The sequence below is a fragment of the Enterococcus sp. DJ147D b genome, assembly GCF_058216655.1.
In genome coordinates this window covers 1083976-1105767 of the sequence record NZ_CM177104.1, presented here as the reverse complement: position 1 = coordinate 1105767, position 21792 = coordinate 1083976, and the positions used below count along the sequence as shown (strand labels likewise).

At 37.5% G+C, this 21792-nt stretch carries 17 protein-coding genes; 2 read left to right on the top strand and 15 right to left on the bottom strand.

Annotated features, from left to right (window positions below):
- Positions 1 to 39 precede the first annotated feature (39 nt).
- The 6 genes from clpX to AC4BD1_RS05295 all read right to left on the bottom strand — a co-directional run bounded on the left by clpX (position 40) and on the right by AC4BD1_RS05295 (position 6188).
- Positions 40 to 1290: an ATP-dependent Clp protease ATP-binding subunit ClpX gene (gene clpX, locus AC4BD1_RS05320; protein WP_206908884.1), complete on the bottom strand. Its 1251-nt coding sequence runs from the start codon at positions 1288 to 1290 to the stop codon at positions 40 to 42.
- Between the two features lie 236 nt (positions 1291 to 1526).
- Positions 1527 to 2813 carry a trigger factor gene (tig, locus tag AC4BD1_RS05315; RefSeq protein ID WP_206908883.1) on the bottom strand — a complete coding sequence of 429 codons (1287 nt, stop codon included), beginning with the start codon at positions 2811 to 2813 and terminating at the stop codon, positions 1527 to 1529.
- Positions 2814 to 2974: 161 nt separating this feature from the next.
- Entirely contained in the window at positions 2975 to 3910 is a 936-nt protein-coding gene (locus AC4BD1_RS05310) for a hypothetical protein (RefSeq protein WP_206908881.1), read from the bottom strand.
- A gap of 253 nt (positions 3911 to 4163) precedes the next feature.
- Positions 4164 to 4844 carry an RDD family protein gene (locus AC4BD1_RS05305; RefSeq protein ID WP_490467177.1) on the bottom strand — a complete coding sequence of 227 codons (681 nt, stop codon included), beginning with the start codon at positions 4842 to 4844 and terminating at the stop codon, positions 4164 to 4166.
- Between the two features lies 1 nt (position 4845).
- Positions 4846 to 5874 (bottom strand): signal peptide peptidase SppA, encoded by a 1029-nt coding sequence (gene sppA / locus AC4BD1_RS05300; protein WP_490467176.1) that lies wholly within the window; start codon positions 5872 to 5874, stop codon positions 4846 to 4848.
- A gap of 23 nt (positions 5875 to 5897) precedes the next feature.
- Positions 5898 to 6188: a hypothetical protein gene (locus AC4BD1_RS05295; RefSeq protein ID WP_490485943.1), complete on the bottom strand. Its 291-nt coding sequence runs from the start codon at positions 6186 to 6188 to the stop codon at positions 5898 to 5900.
- Between the two features lie 414 nt (positions 6189 to 6602).
- On the opposite strand from AC4BD1_RS05295, the gene glmS reads away from it, so the two are divergent.
- Entirely contained in the window at positions 6603 to 8411 is a 1809-nt protein-coding gene (gene glmS, locus AC4BD1_RS05290) for a glutamine--fructose-6-phosphate transaminase (isomerizing) (RefSeq protein WP_490485942.1), read from the top strand.
- Positions 8412 to 8599: 188 nt separating this feature from the next.
- Here glmS and glmM read toward each other — a convergent pair whose 3' ends face one another.
- The 4 genes from glmM to nifJ form a co-directional block, all read right to left on the bottom strand.
- Positions 8600 to 9955, bottom strand: coding sequence for a phosphoglucosamine mutase (gene glmM / locus AC4BD1_RS05285; RefSeq protein WP_206908869.1), 1356 nt, complete (start codon positions 9953 to 9955; stop codon positions 8600 to 8602).
- Positions 9956 to 10024: 69 nt separating this feature from the next.
- Entirely contained in the window at positions 10025 to 11164 is a 1140-nt protein-coding gene (locus AC4BD1_RS05280) for a CdaR family protein (protein ID WP_490467175.1), read from the bottom strand.
- Positions 11161 to 12048, bottom strand: coding sequence for a diadenylate cyclase CdaA (cdaA, locus tag AC4BD1_RS05275; RefSeq protein ID WP_067484300.1), 888 nt, complete (start codon positions 12046 to 12048; stop codon positions 11161 to 11163). The genes AC4BD1_RS05280 and cdaA overlap by 4 nt, the downstream gene beginning before the upstream one ends.
- 188 nt (positions 12049 to 12236) lie before the next feature.
- Entirely contained in the window at positions 12237 to 15920 is a 3684-nt protein-coding gene (nifJ, locus tag AC4BD1_RS05270) for a pyruvate:ferredoxin (flavodoxin) oxidoreductase (RefSeq protein ID WP_490467174.1), read from the bottom strand.
- A gap of 204 nt (positions 15921 to 16124) precedes the next feature.
- On the opposite strand from nifJ, the gene AC4BD1_RS05265 reads away from it, so the two are divergent.
- Positions 16125 to 16640, top strand: a complete 516-nt coding sequence (locus AC4BD1_RS05265; protein WP_490467173.1) for a thioredoxin domain-containing protein — start codon at positions 16125 to 16127, stop codon at positions 16638 to 16640.
- Positions 16641 to 16722: 82 nt separating this feature from the next.
- On the opposite strand, the gene whiA is transcribed toward AC4BD1_RS05265, so the two are convergent.
- From whiA to AC4BD1_RS05240, 5 genes are all read right to left on the bottom strand, one after another.
- The gene (whiA, locus tag AC4BD1_RS05260; RefSeq protein WP_490467172.1) at positions 16723 to 17658 is read right to left on the bottom strand and encodes a DNA-binding protein WhiA; all 936 of its coding nucleotides are present in this window, start codon (positions 17656 to 17658) and stop codon (positions 16723 to 16725) included.
- 32 nt (positions 17659 to 17690) lie between these two features.
- Positions 17691 to 18689 (bottom strand): gluconeogenesis factor YvcK family protein, encoded by a 999-nt coding sequence (locus AC4BD1_RS05255; RefSeq protein WP_206908861.1) that lies wholly within the window; start codon positions 18687 to 18689, stop codon positions 17691 to 17693.
- A complete protein-coding gene (gene rapZ / locus AC4BD1_RS05250) occupies positions 18686 to 19570 on the bottom strand; it encodes an RNase adapter RapZ (protein ID WP_206908859.1) in 885 nt (294 codons plus the stop codon). The genes AC4BD1_RS05255 and rapZ overlap by 4 nt, the downstream gene beginning before the upstream one ends.
- A 190-nt stretch (positions 19571 to 19760) precedes the next feature.
- On the bottom strand, positions 19761 to 20480 hold the full coding sequence (locus AC4BD1_RS05245; protein ID WP_206908857.1) for an amino acid racemase: 720 nt from the start codon (positions 20478 to 20480) through the stop codon (positions 19761 to 19763).
- A 2-nt stretch (positions 20481 to 20482) separates the two neighbouring features.
- Entirely contained in the window at positions 20483 to 21748 is a 1266-nt protein-coding gene (locus AC4BD1_RS05240) for a D-aspartate ligase (RefSeq protein ID WP_490467171.1), read from the bottom strand.
- Positions 21749 to 21792 lie beyond the last annotated feature (44 nt).

Genomic DNA, 21792 nt, shown 5'->3' with positions numbered 1-21792 from the left:
AAGACATAGCTCGAAAGTTATGTCCCAACCTCTTTCACATTATCCAGCTTTTTTCTCTGTATCTTTATAAATGATTGTCGGCTTACCCGTCAATTCAGCTGCTTCTTTGGTGATAATCACTTTCTCAATAGTTTCGTCTGAAGGAATATCGAACATCACGTCCATCATGATTTCTTCAATGATTGAACGCAAACCACGTGCACCGGTATTACGTTCGATTGCTTTGTTAGCAATTGCTTGTAATGCATCTGGTTCAAATTCTAATTCAGTATCATCTAAAGAAAGAAGTTTTTGGTATTGTTTAACTAACGCATTTTTAGGTTCTGTCAAAATACGGACTAAATCAGCTGTTGTTAATTTTTCTAACGCTGCCATCACAGGTAAACGTCCAATAAATTCTGGAATCAATCCAAATTTCAATAAATCTTCTGGGATAATATGTTGCATGACACTTTCCTCATCAGAGATTTTTTGATTATTGGTACCAAAACCAATTGTTTTTTCACCCATTCGGTTTTTTACAATCGTTTCAATTCCATCGAACGCACCACCAACGATAAACAATACATTTGTTGTGTCGATTTGGATAAATTCTTGATGCGGATGTTTACGCCCTCCTTGAGGTGGTACGCTCGCAACTGTTCCTTCTAGAATTTTCAATAATGCTTGTTGAACACCTTCACCAGATACATCTCGAGTAATTGACACGTTCTCGCTTTTGCGTGCAATCTTATCAATTTCATCGATGTAAATAATTCCTTTTTCAGCGCGCTCAACATTGTAATCAGCTGATTGTAATAGTTTGAGTAAGATGTTTTCAACATCTTCTCCAACATAACCTGCTTCTGTTAAACTTGTGGCATCTGCGATAGCAAATGGCACATTCAATGTTTTGGCTAATGTCTGTGCAAGAAATGTCTTACCAGAACCTGTTGGACCAATTAAACAAATATTACTTTTTTGTAATTCTACATCTTCTGAAGTCTCGCTTGCTTGTTGATTGACACGTTTATAGTGATTATAAACTGCAACCGCTAATGATCGTTTTGCACGATCTTGTCCAATCACATAATCATTCAAGACATCAAGAATTTCTTGAGGTTTAGGTACTTCTGTGAACTCACGTACTGCTTCTTCATAAAATTCTTCGTCAATTATTTCTTTACATAGGTCGATACATTCATTACAGATGTAGACCCCAGGACCTGCTACGATTTTTTTTACTTCTTCTTGGGTCTTGCCACAAAAAGAACAACGTACGGTCTCATTACCACTTGGATTATCATACATGGTCTTCACCCCTTAGCTTGCAAAAAAATGCAAGAAACTATCAGCGACTTTGCAGTCTTCAATTATCATAACATAAAATAAAAAAAAGCAAAAGCACCGAAAATCAGCCTTTTTTTGCGTCTTTTATTAAAAAGGAAAGCTGGGACATAATTTAAAAAAACTAAATCAAGTCCCAGCCTTTTCAGCAAATTTTTACATTTTTGACCGATGGATCAAATCTGTTACATCTTTAATTATTACTTAGCTTCTGTTGCAGTTCCAGTAATCAAATCAATTGCTTTTTTCATTGTTACGTCATGTCTTAACATGTCTTCAGTCAACACGCGTTTGATTTGTTCGATTGGCATATTGTAAGATTCAGCCAATTCGTTGATTTCTGCAGTGATTTCTTCTTCAGTTGCTTCTAAGTTCTCAGCAGCTGCGATTGCTTCGATTACAAGATTTGTTCTTGTACGCAAGTCAGCTTCACCTTCGAATTGTTTATGCAAATCGTCTTCTGTAGAACCAGTTAATTGGTAGTACATTTCAGGAGAGATTCCTTGACGTTGCATGTTGTTTAAGAATTCATCCATTGAACGGTGAACTTCGTCATGAACCATTACGTGTGGTAATTCAACGATTTCAGCATTTTCAACAGCTAAACGAATAGCAGCTTCATCTTTTGCATCTTCAGCAGCTTTTTCTTTAGCTTCTGTTAATTCTTTACGGATTTTTTCTTTTAATTCTGCTAATGTTGAAACTTCATCATCAACATCTTTTGCAAATTCATCGTCTAGTTCAGGAACTTCTTTTGATTTTACTTCGTGAACAGTTACTTTGAATGTTGCATCTTTACCAGCTAAGTCTTCTGCTTGGTATTCAGCAGGGAAAGTTACGTTTACATCTAAGCTGTCTCCTGATTTGTGACCTACTAATTGTTCTTCAAATCCTGGAATGAATGAACCAGAACCTAATTCAAGTGAGTAGTTTTCGCCTTTTCCGCCTTCAAATGCTTCGTCACCAACGAATCCTTCGAAATCGATTACGACAGTGTCACCGTCTTTTGCAGCTTCATCTTCTTTGATAACTAATTCTGCTTGTGCATCTTGTTCTTGTTTAAGACGTGCATCAACATCAGCATCCGTTACTTCACGGTCTTGTTTTTCAACAACTAAATCTTTGTATTGACCTAATTTAACTTCTGGTTTCACTGTTACTTCAGCAGTGATTGTCCAGTCTTGGCCTTTTTCCATGCTTTCAACGTCGATTTTTGGTTGAGATACTGGATCGATTCCAGCTTCTTTTACAGCAGCTTCATAAGCTTCTGGTAATACAGCGTTCAATGCATCTTCATACAAAGCTTCTTCTCCGTACATACGGTTGAAGACTTGACGAGAAACTTTTCCTTTACGGAAACCTGGAACGTTTAAGTTTCCTTTAACTTTATTAAACGCAACAGTTAGTCCTTTTTGGATTTCTGGTTGCGCAATCGTAAATGTTAAAACACCATCATTTGTGCCTTTTTTTTCAAATGTTGCAGTCATTTATTTCCCTCCGAGTTTTGAAATTCATTTTATACATCAAAAGCGTTTCATGCATACCATTAAATAGTACACTAACGCTTTAAAATTGTAAACATATTGAATAGCCAGAATCCCTGATTTTCACTAGTTTTTTCTTTCTTTTGATGTTTGTTCATTCCTGTCTAAAGAAATTGTTGCATCAAATTTAAGATTTTTTCTCGTTTTGCTAAAAATTTTTCTTTTTCTGCTTCAGTGAAACAGTTTTCTGTTGTTTCTTGATACACATTGATCGTTTCCTCAAACCACTTTGTAGCTTCTCCAACATAAGTATCAAAAACTGGATACGTGATTGCCGCTTGCATCATGAATTCTTCTTTTAACCCTGCACTCAACAATGCATCTTGATTTTCATAAGCTTGGGCTAACTTCTTTAAGCAGCGATAGCTTTTTTGTTCGGCTGGTTTTGGTAAGCTTTGTGGTACGACTTCAATCAATTGCTCATCAATTGTTAAAAACGCTACTGGCTTGCTTTCTCCAACTTGTACTAGAAGCTCTAAAAGTTTTGCGCGAACAAATAAATGGATATCCGTACGGATCAATATTTTTTTCGTTGCTTGGATAAATTCGTGATAAGGTAATTGCTCAAGCTCACTAATCAATGTTAATTGTTCCGTTGGCGACATTTCTGCGATGTTCGCCAATTTCTGATGCGTTTGGCGTATTTTTTGCCTCGCTAATTGTCCAGAAAAGTTTTCTGCTTGCTGGATTTTTTCAATCATTGCATGTTCAAATTGATCCGAAAAATTAGTCGCTGCAATTAATTTGCGTGCATATAACCAATCTTTTGCACCAATCAGTAAATCAAAATAAAAAGTGGCAAATTCTTCTTGCTTCAAATATTCCGCTTCATGGATTACTGCTTGGCTCAAAGCCTCTTGCTTCTCATCTAATTCATATAAGCAATAAACAAGCAAACTGTTTGCTTCAAACGTTGGCTCCAATTCATACGCGCGGGTGAACAATTCTTTTGCTTTTTCCAAATTTTGTTGTGCGAGTGCTTGTTGAGCAACACGCATTAAATTCTCATATTTTTCTGGAAAATCAACTGGTCCAACCATGTCACTCCTCCTAACCTTTTCCATTTTAACAAAACAAAAAAAGCGTGACAATCAAAATTATAATCATCACGAAAGAAAGAATTTTTCAAATTAATTTTTTGATTTTCCTGTATCTTTTAATTTTGTCTCCAAAAACAATACTTTTATTTCGCCATTTCATCGCAGCTACTACTCAAAGAAAGACTAGGACATTTTTTGCCCTAGTCTTTCTTCCTTTTAACTATTCTCAAACAAAAATAACAAATTTTAGAAATCAAGCATTTATTTCTTGATTAAATGCTTTGATTAAATTAACTGTTACAACACTCGTATTTGAGAAGTAGTCACCTAAATGTTGTTTTTTCTGACTAAAAATCGTCGGAATGTATCCAATAAAGAGTAATGGAAATTTCAAAATAAAACGACAAGCCGCCTCACGCACCAAAACAGTTGACCAGCTCAATTGCATTTCATCGAAACTGATGACTCGAATGCCGAAAATCATTTTTCCTAATGTCTGCCCATGATTTAATTTTGTCAATAAAACAAAATAACTTAGATAAATCACTAATCCTAAAAAACCATACACACTTAGATAAGAATCATTGATTGTTAGCCAGCCTAAATGGCTCATCACGCCAAGCGTTAAGCGTGTAATTGCACCAATAGATAGCAAATCAATCAAAAAAGCAAAGAAACGAATCCAAAATCCAGCGTAAAAATATGTTGGAAAATCATTCATTTTTTTCTTTTCTGTAGGGCCTTCTGTATATTGTTGCCATTCCGCTTGCTTTTCTTTGATTTGTTCTTCTGTCAGTTCTTCTTTACGAAAAGAATTCAGTACCTTTTGAGAAAATCCTTTATCTGGTCCAACAGCTGGTTGTGGATTCACTTTTGGATCATTTGCTGTTTCAGACTGTTCGTTTATCGTTTGTTTTTCCGGAGTTTCTGTCATTTTATTCACCTCCGTAGTAATACATCGCTTTAGGAGATTCTGCCGTACCAAGATTTTCCAAAACGGACAAAATTTGGTTCGTTTCAGAAGCCTTGATTCCTTGGAACTCTGCTAATTTTGACCCAAACCAAGTACTAGCAAATCCAGTGCCAGAAGCACTATATTCGATTAGCTGTGCATCTTCCAGTTTCTGGTCTTTTCTCATTGCTGCTAGTGCTTCATCTGGAAATGCTAATTCGTCAACCAATCCATTTTCCTTCGCTTGAACACCATCATAAATGCGGCCATCAGCGATTTTTTTCACTTCTGCCTCTGGCATGTCGCGTCCTTCGCTGACTATCGAAACAAAGCGACCATACGCACTATCAATATAAGCTTGTAATACCGCTTGGTCCTCTGCTGTTTCCGGACGAGTGCTTGATCCCATATCTTTCAGTGCACCACTTTTGACTGTTGTGTCTTCTACACCAAGTTTTTCTAATAACCCAGAATAGTTTAACCCAGACATGATCACACCAATTGACCCAGTGATCGTTTCTTCAGTCGCATAAATTTTATCTGCGCTAGCTGAAATGTAATATCCACCACTTGCAGCCATGCTTCTCATACTCACGTACAAAGGAATCTTGCGTTCGCTTTGGATCTTCTTTAGTTCTTTCGCGATTTCAGCACTTTCATAAACGCCTCCTCCAGGAGAATTCACTTCTAAGAAAACGCCTTTGATCGTATCATCTTCTTCGATTTCTTTTAATTGTTTCATAAAATTGTCATGGTCATACCCTTCGGATGCAAAAATACCAGAAGACCCGCCACCTTGAATCGTTCCATCAACAGTTAACTTAACGATTTGTTTGGATTCATCACCAGGTTCAAGAACATTTGCTGTTAAATCATCCTCCCCATACAACAAACGATTAAAACTATCCAACTGGATTTCGTCACTTACAGGTCGTGTCATACTTGAAGCTACCATCGAAACCACTAACAAGCCCGCAGCAATTGCTACAGCGATCCACCGTTTTTTATTCATTTTTTTCTCCTTACTTCACAAGTTTAATATAGATTTTTAATTACGATTACTGTTTCTGTTGCTTCTTCTGCATTCATTTTTTCCGCTTTTTCTTCTAGTGCGTAGCCCGCAAATGCTTCATTGGTCAATTCATCATGAACAACAAATTTTTGTGCTGTTGCCACAGCTACCGCATCCGGCGCTAACTCTTGGATACTGTCCCAACCAGTATCTAAGAAAATTTTTGTTTCATCCGTTACTTCTGGCATCTCTTCTAGTACCTTCAATTGTTTTTTTAACTCACCCAACGTAAGAATTTCTATTTTAGCTTCCATCTTTTCCTCCTATAAATTAGACATCTATGATTGTTTCCATTGTACCGAACTACTAGAAAAGATGATAGTCAATTTCAAATAAAATTCTGACAACTCTTTCTCAAAACTCGGCAATTAGATATATACCAATTATACAAAAAAAGATTTTCATTGACAAACACACCAGATAAAAGTTATTATTTTAAATGTTTCCAAAACTTTTTCGAGAAAAGAGGATAGTAGACCATTAAGGATAGCGCCAGATCTGAATAACCAGATGACGAGGAAAGGGTTTATCGAAAGTTTCGGCGGGTGACCCTAGGGAGCTGCACTCTACAGAGTATGAAAAAAACGATTTGTGAGAATCGAACAAAAACATACTCATGCAGTTGGAAACATCAGACAAATTTATTGAAGAAAGTAGGATGTTTTTTTATGTGTGGAATTGTTGGAATGATTGGATTAGAAAATGTTACTCCTGGATTAGTGAATGGATTGGAAAAATTAGAGTATCGCGGGTATGACTCTGCCGGTATTTTTGTTGCAAATGACTCTGCTGATTATTTGATTAAGTCACAAGGACGAATCCAAAATTTAAAAAGTCGATTAACACCAGATGTTACTGGAAGCATTGGGATTGGTCATACACGTTGGGCAACTCATGGCATTCCTTCAGAAAAAAATGCCCATCCCCATACTTCTCAAAGCGGTCGTTTTGTTTTGGTTCACAACGGTGTGATTGAAAATTTTGAAGAACTAAAAGAAACGTATTTAGCTGACCATAAATTTATCGGCGAAACTGATACAGAAATCATTGCGCACTTAATTGAAGTATTTGCTAATAATGGATTATCAACAAAAGACGCCTTCTTAAAAACACTTCAACTAACAAAAGGTTCTTATGCGTTTGGTTTAGTAGATCGCACAACGCCTGATGTCATCTATGTTGCCAAAAATAAAAGCCCTCTATTGATTGGTTTAGGCGACGGATTCAACGTCATCGCCAGTGATGCAATGGCCATGTTAGCTCAAACAAAAACATTTGTTGAAATCGAAGATCAAGAAATGGTTCTTATCACAGCAGATGACGTAATCATTCAAAATTATCAAGGAGATGTAATCACTCGTGATTCTTTTGAAGCACAAGTTGATGCTTCTGATATCGAAAAAGGAACTTATCCTTATTACATGCTCAAAGAAATTGATGAACAACCAATTATCATGCGTAAAATCGCGCAAACGTATGTAACGACTGAAAATCAGATTGCACTTGACCAAGAACTAGTAACAACACTTGCTGACAGCGACCGTATTTATATCGTTGCTTGTGGTACTAGCTACCATGCCGGTCTTGCTGGAAAGCAAGCTTTAGAGACATTGACAGAAACACCAGTTGAAGTCCATTTAGCAAGTGAATTTGGTTATCACATGCCTTTGCTTTCAAGAAAACCCTTTTTCATTTTTCTAAGTCAAAGTGGCGAAACTGCTGACAGTCGACAAGTATTAGTGAAAATCAATCAGCTTGAGCTTCCTTCGTTAGCAATTACAAATGTAGCTGGATCTACGTTATCAAGAGAAGCTTCCTTCACTGTTTTATTACATGCTGGACCAGAAATTGCTGTTGCTTCAACGAAAGCTTATACTGCTCAAATCGCTGTTTTAACATTGTTAGCAAAAGCTGTTGGTGATCAAAATAAAAACATGCTTTCTTTGGATTTCGATGTAGCTCATGAACTAAGTTTAGTAGCAAGTGCGATGGAAACAATCATCACTCAAAAAGAATACTTGGAGCAACTGGCTACTATATACTTGAATGATGCACGAAATGCTTTTTATATTGGACGTGGCTCTGATTATTACGTTTCTCTTGAGGCAGCATTGAAATTAAAAGAAATCAGCTATATTCAAGCAGAAGGTTTTGCTGCCGGAGAATTAAAACACGGAACGATTGCCCTAATTGAAGAAGGAACTCCAGTAATTGGAATCATTAGTGACCCTATCACTGGTGCTCATACTCGTGGAAATTTAAAGGAAGTTGAAAGCCGTGGTGCAAACACGCTAGTCATTTCAACCGAAGCGTTAGCAAAAGAAAACGATCAGTTAATTTTACCAACCGTTCATCCATTCTTCACGCCGTTAACAACAGTTGTCCCTACTCAATTACTTGCTTACTATGCGACCTTGTTACGCGGATTCGATATTGACAAGCCACGTAACTTAGCAAAATCTGTAACCGTTGAATAAGATATTCTACTTTTAGTCTCCCCAATCAACGCAAAAAAGAAGTAGCCGTGAATTTCTCACGGCTACTTCTTTTTTTGATAGTCATCCACAAAAGTGAAAAAATACTTTGCATTTTGTGGATGGAACTTTCTTTTAGGAAAGAGCAAAAAAAGGTCAAAACGAAAATCCGCTTTGACTCTTTTTTTCAATTAATCGATCCCAATTTCTGCTTTAACGACTGCAGCAATTTTATCAACATAGTAATTCACTTTTTCATCCGTTGGCGCTTCTGCCATGACACGCAACAACGGTTCTGTTCCTGAAGGGCGAACTAAGATACGGCCTTCCCCATTCATTTCAGCCTCTGCTTCATCAATCACTGCCTTGATTGCAGGAACTTCCATTGCACCATTTTTATCGCTGACACGAATATTCACTAATTTTTGCGGATAAATCGTTACTTCACTAGCAAGCTCTGATAATTTTTTGCCTGTTTGTTTCATAATATTCAACAGTTGAATACCAGATAACATGCCATCACCAGTTGTATTAAAATCTAGGAAAATCATGTGACCAGATTGTTCGCCACCAAAGTTATAGTCATTTTTACGCATTTCTTCCACTACGTAGCGATCACCAACTTGAGTGATTACATCTTTCAAACCGATTCCTTCAACTGCTTTATGGAAACCTAGGTTACTCATAACAGTTGTTACAATAGTATCTTTTTTCAATCGATTTTTTTCTGCTAAATATTTCGCACAGATAAACATGATTTTATCGCCATCAACAATATTTCCTAATTCATCAACCGCAATGATTCGGTCGCCATCACCATCAAACGCTAAACCAACATCTGCACCTTTTTCAACAACCATCTCAGCTAATTTTTCTGGATGTGTTGAGCCGACGCCGTCGTTGATATTCAAGCCGTCTGGTTTTGTTCCCATCGTGTAGAAATCCGTTTCCAAGTCTGCAAATAAACGATTGACAGAAGTTGCTGTTGCTCCATTTGCTGCGTCAACACAAACCGTTAGTCCTGATAAATCACCATTGATTGTTTGGACTAAAAATTGCGAATACTTCAATAATCCTTCTGGAAATTCTTCGACAGTCCCTAATCCTTCAGCAGAAGGTCTTGGTAGCTCATCCGTTGGCGCATCAAGCAAAGCTTCGATTTCTAATTCTTGGTCATCGACCAATTTGAATCCGTCTGCTCCAAAGAACTTGATTCCATTATCCTGTGCAGGATTATGTGATGCAGAAATCATCACCCCCGCACTTGCTTTTTGTAAACGAGTCAAGTAAGCTACACCCGGTGTTGAGATTACACCTAATTGGAAGACTTCAATCCCTACTGATAACAAACCTGCAACTAAAGCCGATTCAAGCATTTGTCCAGAAATACGAGTATCACGACCAACTAAAACTCGAGGACGTTTTCCTTCAACTTCGTGTTGGCTTAAAACATATCCTCCATAACGTCCTAATTTGAACGCTAATTCCGGCGTTAACTCCTTATTTGCTTCTCCACGGACACCGTCCGTTCCAAAATATTTACCCATAACGATTAACTTACTCCTTTAACTTCATTTTCTAAGAAATTTTCCCATTCAATTGTTCGCTTCCATCCATCAGTTTTGGGTTGAATCAACCGTTTCATTCGTCGATTCTTCAGTACTCGAAGTCTGTGTATCTGAACTTGTCGATGTATCTGACGTCGACGATGTGGTCGTTTTCGTTGTGTTTGTTCCAGATTGTGTGGTTGATGAACGATCTGTAGTACCTTCTGAACGTGAAGACGAACTTCTACTTGTCGTTTCTTCTAACACTGGTGTGATTTCAACACTCACTTTTTTTGGCGAAACACTTAACCCATCACTGACCGGGATCTTGTATTCTCTCGTCAAGCGATGTGTAATTCCTGACACGTCGATTGGAACGGCAATGCTATCTCCCAGTTGTTCCAATAACTCACTCGTTCCTGTTACTTCTGCTTCTAGTTTCGCAAAATTAAAGTCATAGCTTTTCACACCATCCGCTCGAACTCCTTGTTGCGTCCCGTAAAGTCGAACCGTTTTTGTCGGTTTGATTGCATCTGCTTGGACTTTCACATTCACTGGATCAGCAATGATACTTAACGCTTCTCCCGCACTGTTTAAAGCTTGCACAGCTACATTACTATTGATACCATCATCTGTCACGTCAGATGCATTGACTTTAGCAACTACTTGATTGATTTCTGCCAACGTTTTATCACCTGTGGTAATCGTCACTTTTTCTGGTGTTTCTGAAACTGTGTCCAATCGATAACCTGCAGGTGTTGTTTCAGATGGTAAGATTGTTGTTACTTCAAAATCTTTTTTCACCCTTTTTTCGATCGTCACCGTGATTGTAGTTGGCTCAACTTTTGCATTCACTGCGCTACTAAGATTTCTGACTCTTAGTGAAACTTCATGGGTTCCTTCGTTTAGCTTAGTTAAATCCGCGCTCAAACGGAATGTTCGCGTATCAATATTTGATTCCGCATTTAACTGAACGCGATTGGCGCTAGTAAGTTTCACTTTTGCCGTAGTGACAAAACCGTGAATATAATATTTTTCAGAATCGTAAGATAACTGAATAGGCACATCACTCACAGTTTGCGTGTAGGATTCAGAACCAGAAAGGACACTTTGAGTTGATTGATTGTTTGCATTGAAATACAAAACAATACTAAACATTAAAGCAATAAATCCATAAAAAATACTGGTTCTTTTTTCTTTTGAGATCATTTACGACCCCCTCCCTTAGTCATGCCATCTAGGAAGGATTGAAGAACATTTTTTCTGTTCTTTGTTTTTTCATCTGCAATCAATTCACGACGCAAGATTGCTAAATATTCTTCTTGAGATAAACCAGTAATCAATTCGTTATCTAAAGTGATACTGACATCTCCTGTTTCTTCAGAGACAACGATCGTAATCGCATCACTGACTTCACTGATACCGACAGCTGCGCGGTGACGAGTCCCAAACTCTTTTGGGATCAACATACTCTCAGATAAAGGTAAATATGCGCTAGCCACTGCAATTTTACCGTCTTTTACAATAACGGCCCCATCATGAAGTGGCGTGTTTGGAATGAAGATATTAATCAGTAATTCCCCCGTAATATCTGCATCTAACGCAATTCCAGTTTCAATATACTCATCTAATCCTGTATGACGTTCGATTGTGACCAATGCACCAATTTTCCGCTTGGACATATATTGGATCGCTTTATCGAATGACAAAATCATTTTTTCATCTTCTTGTTGTTCACTCTTCGTTTGCTTAAATAGCGAACTTCTTCCAAGATGCTCCAATCCGCGACGAATTTCAGGTTGGAAAATGACAACTGCTGCGATAACACCATAGGTAATGACTTGATTCATCAACCAGGATAGTGTATGAAGTCCAATTATTTCTGCTAAAATCCGAATCACGATAAAAATCGCAACTCCCTTTAGCAACTGAATGGCCTTCGTTCCTCTTAACAGCTGGATCAGCTTGTACACTAAGTACCAGACAACCAGAATATCAAGTATGTTCACAAAAAAGTTTAGTGATAAAAAATCACCAGAAAGCATTTGCTGCCAATAATTCAAATTAAAAAGTTCCCCGATTTGAAATGACATAAAAAGCCTCTCTTCTCTTTTGAGATTTCTTTCCTATTATATCATATGTTTGTTCTTTAAAGAGTTTTCTGCCTCGTTTTTCCAGATAAAAACACATTTTTTTCAAGAAAGTTACAATTTATTTTCTTGTCAAAAAAAGACTTGCTAATTTTTACCGTTAAGGTGTCATTAGCAAATCTTTTATTTTATTATTCTTGTTCTTTCCGACGTTTTGCACGTTCTTCGCGTCGTTTCGCTCGTCTTTCTTGCGCTTCAAGATCAACAGGGCGTTCTTTTCGTACACGTCTTTCTTTTTGTTCTTTCTCGGATCTATCCGAAACCGATTCAGGTTCTAACTTCGCTTTGATTTTTTCTAACTCACCAGACATCAATGCATAACTATAAAAGCGATTTTTTGCATCGTGAACAGTTTTTTCAAATAGTTCTTTAGCCATTAGCGGATTTGTATTTTCTAACGAAGAAAAACGAACTTGTTTACGCATAAACTCTGCCATCGTTGAAAAATCTGGTTTTTTATAGTCCAATGTCATTGGATTTTTTCCTTTTTCAAGCAAAGTTGGATTATAACGATACAGTGACCAGTAACCTGAAGAAACAGCTTCTTTTGCTTCCTTGATAGATTCTTTCATTCCACCAAACAAGCCATGCGTGATGCATGGTGTATAGGCAATGATCAGAGATGGTCCAGGGAATTTTTCAGCTTCTTCGAACGCCTTGATTGTTTGCATTTGGTTTGCGCCCGATGCGATTTGCGCAACATAAACATTATTATAAGTCATCGCCATTTTGCCTAAATCTTTTTTCGCTGCATATTTCCCACTAGCAGCAAATTTAGCAATTGCTGAAGCTGGTGTTGCTTTCGATGTTTGTCCACCAGTATTGGAGTAAACTTCATTGTCCAAAACCAAAATATTGACATCTGCCCCGCTAGCAATCACATGGTCGATGCCGCCAAAACCAATATCATATGCCCAACCATCGCCACCAATCATCCATTGGCTATTTTTTACAAACAAATCTTTTTCGCGATAAATCATTGCTAGCTCTGGTACAGTTTGAAGTTCCGCTTCTATTGCAGCTTGAAGTTTTACCGCCCGTTGTTGTGTGCCTTCGCTATCAAACAAATGATTCAACCAGTCTTCCATCAATAGACGTAATTCTGACGAAACTTTTGGTAAAACTTCACTCATCGACTTAGCTAAGGCTTCACGTCGCGTTTGCGCAGCCAATAACATACCATAACCAAACTCAGCATTATCTTCTAATAAGGAATTTGACCAAGCTGGTCCTTGACCGCATTCATTCGTCGTATAAGGCGACGCAGGCGATGCTCCACCCCAAATTGAAGAACAACCTGTTGCATTAGCAATCATCATTCGATCTCCAAACATCTGAGTCAATAATTTCACATAAGGTGTTTCACCACAACCAGAACAAGCACCTGAAAATTCCAATAGCGGTTGATTGAATTGAGTTGATAATACAGTATTTTTTCCTTTAACCGGATTTTCTTTTTGACGTAATGTCATGGCAAACGCCCAATTGACCGCTTGTTCTTTTTGTTCTTCGTAAGGTTTCATCACTAATGCTTTTCCTTTAGCAGGGCAAGCTTCGACACATAGTCCACAACCTGTACAATCTTCCACAGAAACTTGGATCCGATATTTCTGTCCATCTGCCCCTCGCATTTCGCGAACGATGAACCCTTCTGGTGCTTCTTCCATCTCTTCTTCATCTGCTAAAAACGGACGAATTGCTGCGTGTGGACAAACAAATGCACATTCATTACACATAGTACAACGGTCACTGATCCATTCAGGAACTTCAAGCGCTACACCACGTTTCTCAACAGCACCTGTTCCTACTGGCATTTCACCTGCTGTCATTCCATTTCTCACTAACGTTCCTACTGATAATTCATTACCTTCTTGCGCATTCACAGGTACGAGAATTTCTTCTACATAGCTTGACTGTTTACGAGCGACTTTTTTAGGTAATTCAAGGGTTTTCCAGCTTTCTGGAACAGTCACTTTATGAAGAAGTTCCACTGTTCGATCAATCGCTTGCGTATTTTTTTCCACGATCGTCATTGATTTATGACCATAACTTTTTAGCGCTTCTTCTTTTAAAATTGGCAAGACCTCTTCAAAATCAATAATATTGGCTAATTTAAAAAAGGCTGTTTCCATTGCTGTATTGATTCGGCGACCAAGGCCTACTTCTTGTGCAAGTTTCATTGCATTGATTGTATAAAACTGAATGTCATTTTGTGCTAAATATTTTTTTAGTTTTGTTGGTAAATGGGTTTCAAGTTGTGCATCGTTCCAAATCGTATTCAATAGGAACGTTCCGCCAGGTTTCAATCCCTTAACCAAATCATAACTATGCAAATATGCTGGTGTGTGACAGGCGATAAAATCAGCATGCTCAACTAAATAGGTCGAACGGATTGGTGTGTCACCAAAACGAAGATGTGAAACCGTCAAGCCCCCCGATTTTTTAGAATCATAATGAAAATAACCTTGTACATACTTATTCGTATGATTGCCAATGATTTTTATCGCAGATTTATTTGCACCGACTGTTCCATCTGAGCCAAATCCCCAGAATTTCGCTTGATAAGTTGTTGGGTTTGTTAAATCAAGTGTGTCTCGTTTTTCAAGTGAGGTATAAGTAACATCATCAACAATCCCTATCGTAAAGCGTGTCTTCATTTGCGATTTTTCTTTTTGTAATTCGTCAAAGACAGCAACGATTTGATCAGGAGTAACATCTTTTGAACCCAGACCATAACGTCCACCAATAATTGTTGGGCGAATTTCTGCGTCATACATCACACTTTGAACATCTAGTAGTAATGGTTCTCCGCCAGCCCCTGGTTCTTTGCTTCGATCAAGAACCGCAATTGATTTGACCGTATTTGGTAATTTTTCCAGCAAGTTTTTAACGGGGAAAGGACGATACAAATGAATATTCAAAAAACCAACTTTACGTCCGTTTTTGTTTAGATATTCAACTGTCTGTTCAATAGTCTGCGCAACAGATCCCATGGAAATGATGATTTCTTCTGCATCTTCCGCACCATGATACGTAACCAAATCATAATTGGTATTTCTCAATTGATTGATTTCTTGCATATATTTTTGAACGATTTCCGGAAGTTTTTCATAATATTGGTTAATCGTTTCTCGTTGTTGAAAATGGATATCTGGATTTTGATTAGTTCCACTAACTGTCGGATGATTCGGATTCATTGCCCGTTGACGGAATTTCGCTAACTTTTCTTGATTAATCAACGGAGCTAACTCACCATATTCCAATACTTCGATTTTTTGAATTTCATGACTCGTTCGAAAGCCATCAAAAAAATTCATGAAAGGAATTTCTGCTTCGATTGAGGCTAAGTGAGCTACAGGTGCTAAGTCCATTACTTCTTGGACGCTACTTTCTGATAGCATGGCAAATCCCGTTTGTCTAGCAGCCATCACATCGCCATGGTCCCCAAAAATATTTAACGCATTAGTCGTTACTGCTCGACTTGCCACATGGAAAACGCTTGGCAATAATTCCCCAGCTATTTTGTACATGTTTGGAATCATCAATAATAAGCCTTGTGATGCTGTATAAGTAGTCGTCAAAGCCCCCGTTTTCAAGGAGCCATGAACCACGCCAGCAGCGCCGGCTTCTGATTGCATTTCAACAACTTTAACTGGTTGCCCAAATAGATTTTTCTTTCCTGCTGCCGACCATTGATCGACTAATTCTGCCATTGTTGAACTTGGTGTAATTGGATAGATAGCAGCTAACTCGGTAAACGCATAGGAAATATATGCTGCGGCTGTGTTCCCATCCATGGTTTTCATTTTTCGCATTTATCATCATCCTTGTTCAGTTTCTCTCGAGTAATCTGCTTCATTATACCGTAAATTCGATGGGAATAAAAATAAATTTCGAGCATTTATTCACATACTTCAACAAAACGTTATTTTAATAAGAAATATTTTGTGAAATTTTTCTAAAGCAAAACGCTATCTTTTTTTATTTCGAATCGGTAAAATGTATTTGGAGGTGTTTCTATGGATATTTCAGTAATCGATGCAACGAAAACAAACAAAACAACAGGAATTTACTATGGAGATGCAACAGCGCCAAAAACAACGATTGAGTTCCTCAACCTTGCTTGTCCTTATTGTAAAAAATGGTTTGAAGAATCTTTTTCAACTCTCGAATCATCGGTCCAAGAAGGAAAAGTGAATCGCCTAATTAAGCTCTTTGATAAAGAAAAAGAAAGTTTACAACGTGGAAATGTCATGCACCATCACATTACTACTAATGATGGCAAAAAAGCTTTAGTAGAAATCAAACACATTTTTGAAACACAAGAGCAATGGAAGAATCTTTCTTTAGAAGAAGTTGCGCAATACGCAACAGAAGAATTAGGATTGACTTATCAACCTGATATGGAAATGGCAAAAGCAATTATTGATGAAGCAAATACTGCGCACATTCAATTTGTCCCAACGATTTTACTCGATCAAACTATTTTTGATGAAGGAATCGCATTAGATGAATTAACATCTTTGCTCAACTAACAAAAAAGGTGAACCAAGACGAAATTTCGTCTTGGTTCACCTTTTTTTGGCCGTGCGATCCATCCAATTTTTTCTGGAACACTCACACAGCTTCTTTCCTCAACTTGTCAGCAAAATCATTAATCTTTCGTATTCGGTGATTGATTCCTGATTTTGAAATTGCTCCTGAAGGTATCATCTCACCTAATTCTTTCAAACTAACTTCTGGATGCTGCAACCTTAATTCAGCAATTTCTTGCAACTTCTCTGGTAAAGCATGCAAACCAACTCTCGCTTCAATGAATTCAATATTCTCAATTTGTTTAGAAGCCGCATCGATCGTCTTGTTTAAATTCGCCGTTTCACAATTTACCAAACGATTCACCGAATTTCTCATGTCACGAACGATACGAACATCTTCAAAACGCAACATTGAATTAGTCGCACCAATCAACGTTAAAAAGTCGGCAATTTTTTCTGCTCCTTTTAAGTAGGAAATATAGCCATTACGTCTTTCAAGCGTTCGTGCATGTAAGCCATAGTAATTCAACATGTCACAAATATCTTGATTGTGTTGTTCATAAATGGAAAAAATTTCTAAATGATAACGGCTCGTCTCTGGATTATTTACTGAACCCGAAGCCATAAATGCACCACGTAAGTAAGAACGCATTTTTTGTGCATTTCCCATGATTTCATCGGACACATGGCCATTAAACATCAAGCCATCCATGATATCCAAGTCCATTAATACATTTTTCGTTCCCTGCTTCAAGCGAACGATGTAGACATTATTCTTTTTTAATTTCATTTTTTTTCGAACAAGTAACTCGCTTCGAACATTATAATGATCTTTTAAAAGAGAATAGATACGTCGGGCAATCGCAGCATTTTCTGTTTGAACATTTAAAATGAACTGCTGATTGACGATGCCTAAAGAGCCGTTCATTCGCAACAAAGCAGCAAGTTCTGCTTTTGCATGTTCACGATGAACTTCTAAACCAGTCAACTCTTTTTTTACATCCGATGCAAATGACATTCTATTCTCCTCCTTTCTTTCACAATCCTAATCTAATATTTCGACCCAAAAACTAATCGAAAAAGTTCTTCAACTACTTTTTCACCGTCATGGAACACACCGCCATTCTTCAACTCCAAAAAATCAGTTGAAATGACACGACAGCCTTCATTTCTAAGTCCATTGAAATCATGCTGAACCTGAACAAGATACTCATCATAGACTTCCGGATCCATGTAATCTTCTGGTACTTTTTCTGTATTCACCAACACCGTATCAATAAATTTTTCATGTAAGTGTTCGTGCAACACACGTATGTGATCCGCATCAGTGAAATGCTCTGTCTCACCTTTTTGTGTCATGATATTACAAATGTAAACAACTTCTGCCTTTGTTTTAACGATTGCTTCACCAATCTCGGGAATAACTAAGTTTGGTAAAATACTCGTAAATAGGCTTCCCGGGCCAAGTACAACCATATCTGCTTCAGCAATAGCATTCACAACTTTACGTGCTGCTTTCGCTACTTGATCATCCGTCGTATTTCGCACAAAGACATGGTCAATCGTTTTACGATCTAACGCAATTTTTGATTCACCAACCGCGGTTGTTCCATCTTTAAATACCGCATGAAGTGTCAAAGGTGTTTCAGAGGATGGGTAAATATGTCCATCTACATGCATCATTCTTGACAACAACTGAATCGCATCATAAGTGCTGCCTCTCATTTCTGAAACAGCTGCAATGATCAGATTCCCAATACTATGGTTGGCTAAGAACTGATCCTCTTTCTTAAAACGATATTGAAAAATATCTTCATAAAATTGGGGCATATCAGAAAGTGCAACTAATACATTTCGCAAATCACCCGGCGGTGCCATTGAAATAGATTCACGAATGGCGCCACTACTTCCTCCATCATCTGCCACTGTCACAATTGCGGTTAAGTCAGCTCCTTGATTACGTAGGCTTTTCAAAATCACTGGAAGACCAGTTCCTCCGCCAACGACTACAATTTTTGGTTTTCTAATTCGATAGGTCTTCATATTCAAGAACGATTCACCGTCTCTTTCCGTTTATCTTTGTCACGGTGTGTAACGTTCACTTTATAATTCTCACTTAACGCTTTTGATAAACGCTCTGTTAAAGCAACTGATCGGTGTTGTCCACCAGTACAACCAATTGCAACAGTTAAACTGCTTTTTCCTTCTTTGACATAGCCGGGCAAAATAGTCTCTAATAAATGAAGAAATTGACTATAAAAATCCTCTGTTTCAGTAAATGACATCACATAATCATAAACAGGTTGATCCAATCCGGTTAACGGACGCAACTCTGAGATATAATGAGGATTTGGTAAAAAGCGCACATCCATCACAATATCTGAATCAATTGGTAACCCATATTTGAAGCCAAAAGAAACGAATTCAATTCGGAATCCTTGATCTTCTTGTGTCTTGAACGTATCAATGATTTTTTCCCTTAATTGACGTGGTGTCATCGTTGTTGTATCAATCACAACAGATGCTTGCACCTTTAGTTCATTTAAAATTGCACGTTCTTTACGGATTCCTTCAGTCACTAAACCGTCCATTGCCATCGGATGGGTACGACGAGTCTCTTTGTAACGAGCTACTAATTCTTCATCAGACGCATCTAAGAACAGAATCGACGTGTCAATGAAATCTGTATTAACAATTTCAATCAACATTTTTTGAATTTCTTCAAAGAATGAACGGGAACGTAAATCAACGCCCAATGCCATTTTTGTTACTTTTCCAGATTCTTTGATTAGTTCCCAAAATTTAGGAATCAATCGTGGAGGCATGTTATCGATACAAAAATATCCCATGTCCTCAAAACTTTGTATCGCCACAGTTTTTCCTGCGCCGCTCATTCCTGTAATAATTACGAGTTGTAAATTTTCAGCCATCTTCACAAGCTCCTCTCTCATTGTCTTTTAAATTATATCATTCCGGGCGTATCATCGCTAGCCATATCTTCCCTAATTATGGAATTTTCATGGAAAAATAAGTTTTTCTTACAAAAAACTTGGACCAAATACCACAAATGATGATACTTGCTCCAAGTTTTGCTATCGTTAGCGATTCAATTAATTGTTACTACTGTTTAGAAGACTGTTTCCGAAATTTCTCTGCTAACTCGATTGTTCGATCAGCCAAAATCGATTGTGCGTCTATGACTGGGTACGTATTATCCGAAGCAAATTCTTGCATCAATGATAATTCGGTACATCCCAAAATGATTTTTTCACAGTTTAACCGGCCAACCACTTCTTCTAAAATTTCATAGTATAAAGCTTCATTCAAGTAGTCTGATTCTTTGATATCATGATAAATCAAATGACTGATTTTCGCTTGTAACTTTTCATCAGGAATCACTACATCAAATCCTAATTGTTTTACTTCACGCTCGTAAATCCCTGCCTTCATGCTGCCTTCTGTACCTAACAAGGCTACTGAACCAGTTGTTTGTTGACGAACTAATTCATTGGCCGCTTCTCTTGGCATATGCAAGAGGGGGATAGCCGTTGCTGCTTGTAGCTCATCAAAAAAATAATGCGCCGTATTACATGTCAATACGATAAAATTGGGCTGTAGTAGGTTTTGCTTTTCAATATCATCGAGCAAATAAGGAATTGGATTTTCCTTTTCACGATCCAAAATATAAGCAGTTCGATCAGGCACCGTTGCATGATTGAACAATACATAGTTTAGATATTCTTGGTCCTTAGTTGCATTTGTGCGGTGATTGATCAAGCGGACAAAACTTTCCGTCGCCATTGTTCCCATACCGCCCAAAATACTGAAAAAATTTTCCATGACTAGCCTTCTTTCACATGAAAGTATTTTTTGAATCGAGGAATATAGTTATGGAACATATATTTCATTAACACCCAACGTTTCAATGAACGATCGCCATCATAAAATACAGTTGTGCCAAAACGTTTTTCCTGGATCATTTTTTCTGCAATTTTTTTATCTTCATTCTCTCTTGCATACGTTAAGAAGATTTTTTTTGGTACGCCCATCCACAGTTTTGCATCTGAAGAATCTTTTGTACCATAAATAGTTTCTGTAAATGGTTTGTGGAATACTCTGTCTTCGGTAACAAAACGTGCTAAATTAAGCCCATTCAATGTAACAAAGAAGCTACTACGTCCTTGGCGTAAATTAATTTCAAATAATTTATATTCACCATCACGTGGATCATACTTCATGTCAAAATTCGCAAAGCCAGTATACTCGATTGTTTCTAAAAATTTCTTGATTGTCTGATAAATTTTTTCATTGTAATCTGGCATAATTACCACATAATTACCAATTGACGCAGGTGTTGGATCTTCCAAGAGCGGATGTCCCAAGCACATCATACGAACCTGATGATTTTCATCAACATAAGCGTTTAACACACGCATGTTGCTATCATCTCCAGGAATGAAGTCTTGAACAATCATCTCACTCGTATATCCAGCTTCGTAAATTCGTCCTAAAATCAAATCAAACTCTTCACGATTATCGATAATAAATGCTTTTTTTCGTCCTTCAAATTGGACAGAAAGATACTCGACACTATTCGCTGGTTTTAATGCAACTGGAAATTCAAATGGCAGTTCTTGTTCCAAACGACCATCCACTAACATTGGTTCTCTAACAATTAATGTTTTTGGATAAGGAAGTTGATATTTTTCGCAAACTTCATAGAAACTTACCTTATTGATTAACCGTTTGAATAATGAATAATCAATATACGGACAAATAAAGTATGCCGAGAGTTCTTCTTTATGCTGAGATATCAACTCTGCATATCCATCGCCACAAGCAATCAATAAATATTTTTTGCTGTGGTCGGAATATTTTTCTTTTGCCAAACGTAACATTGTTTCGATAAAAACTGGATCCTTATCAAAACCGGGAATCACTTCGACACTCACGATGTTACTATAACGGGTTGGTGCAAGTTGGTTTGAAGCATAGGCTTGGCACACTTTTCCATAGGCTTCATTAAATGAACGAGCCATACCATAGACGTTCATATCACTTCCCAATAATATAGGAATAAATTCTTCATTTACATTACTATTCATCACAATCTCTCACTTACTCATTAATCTACTGATTCTTTATTTAACTA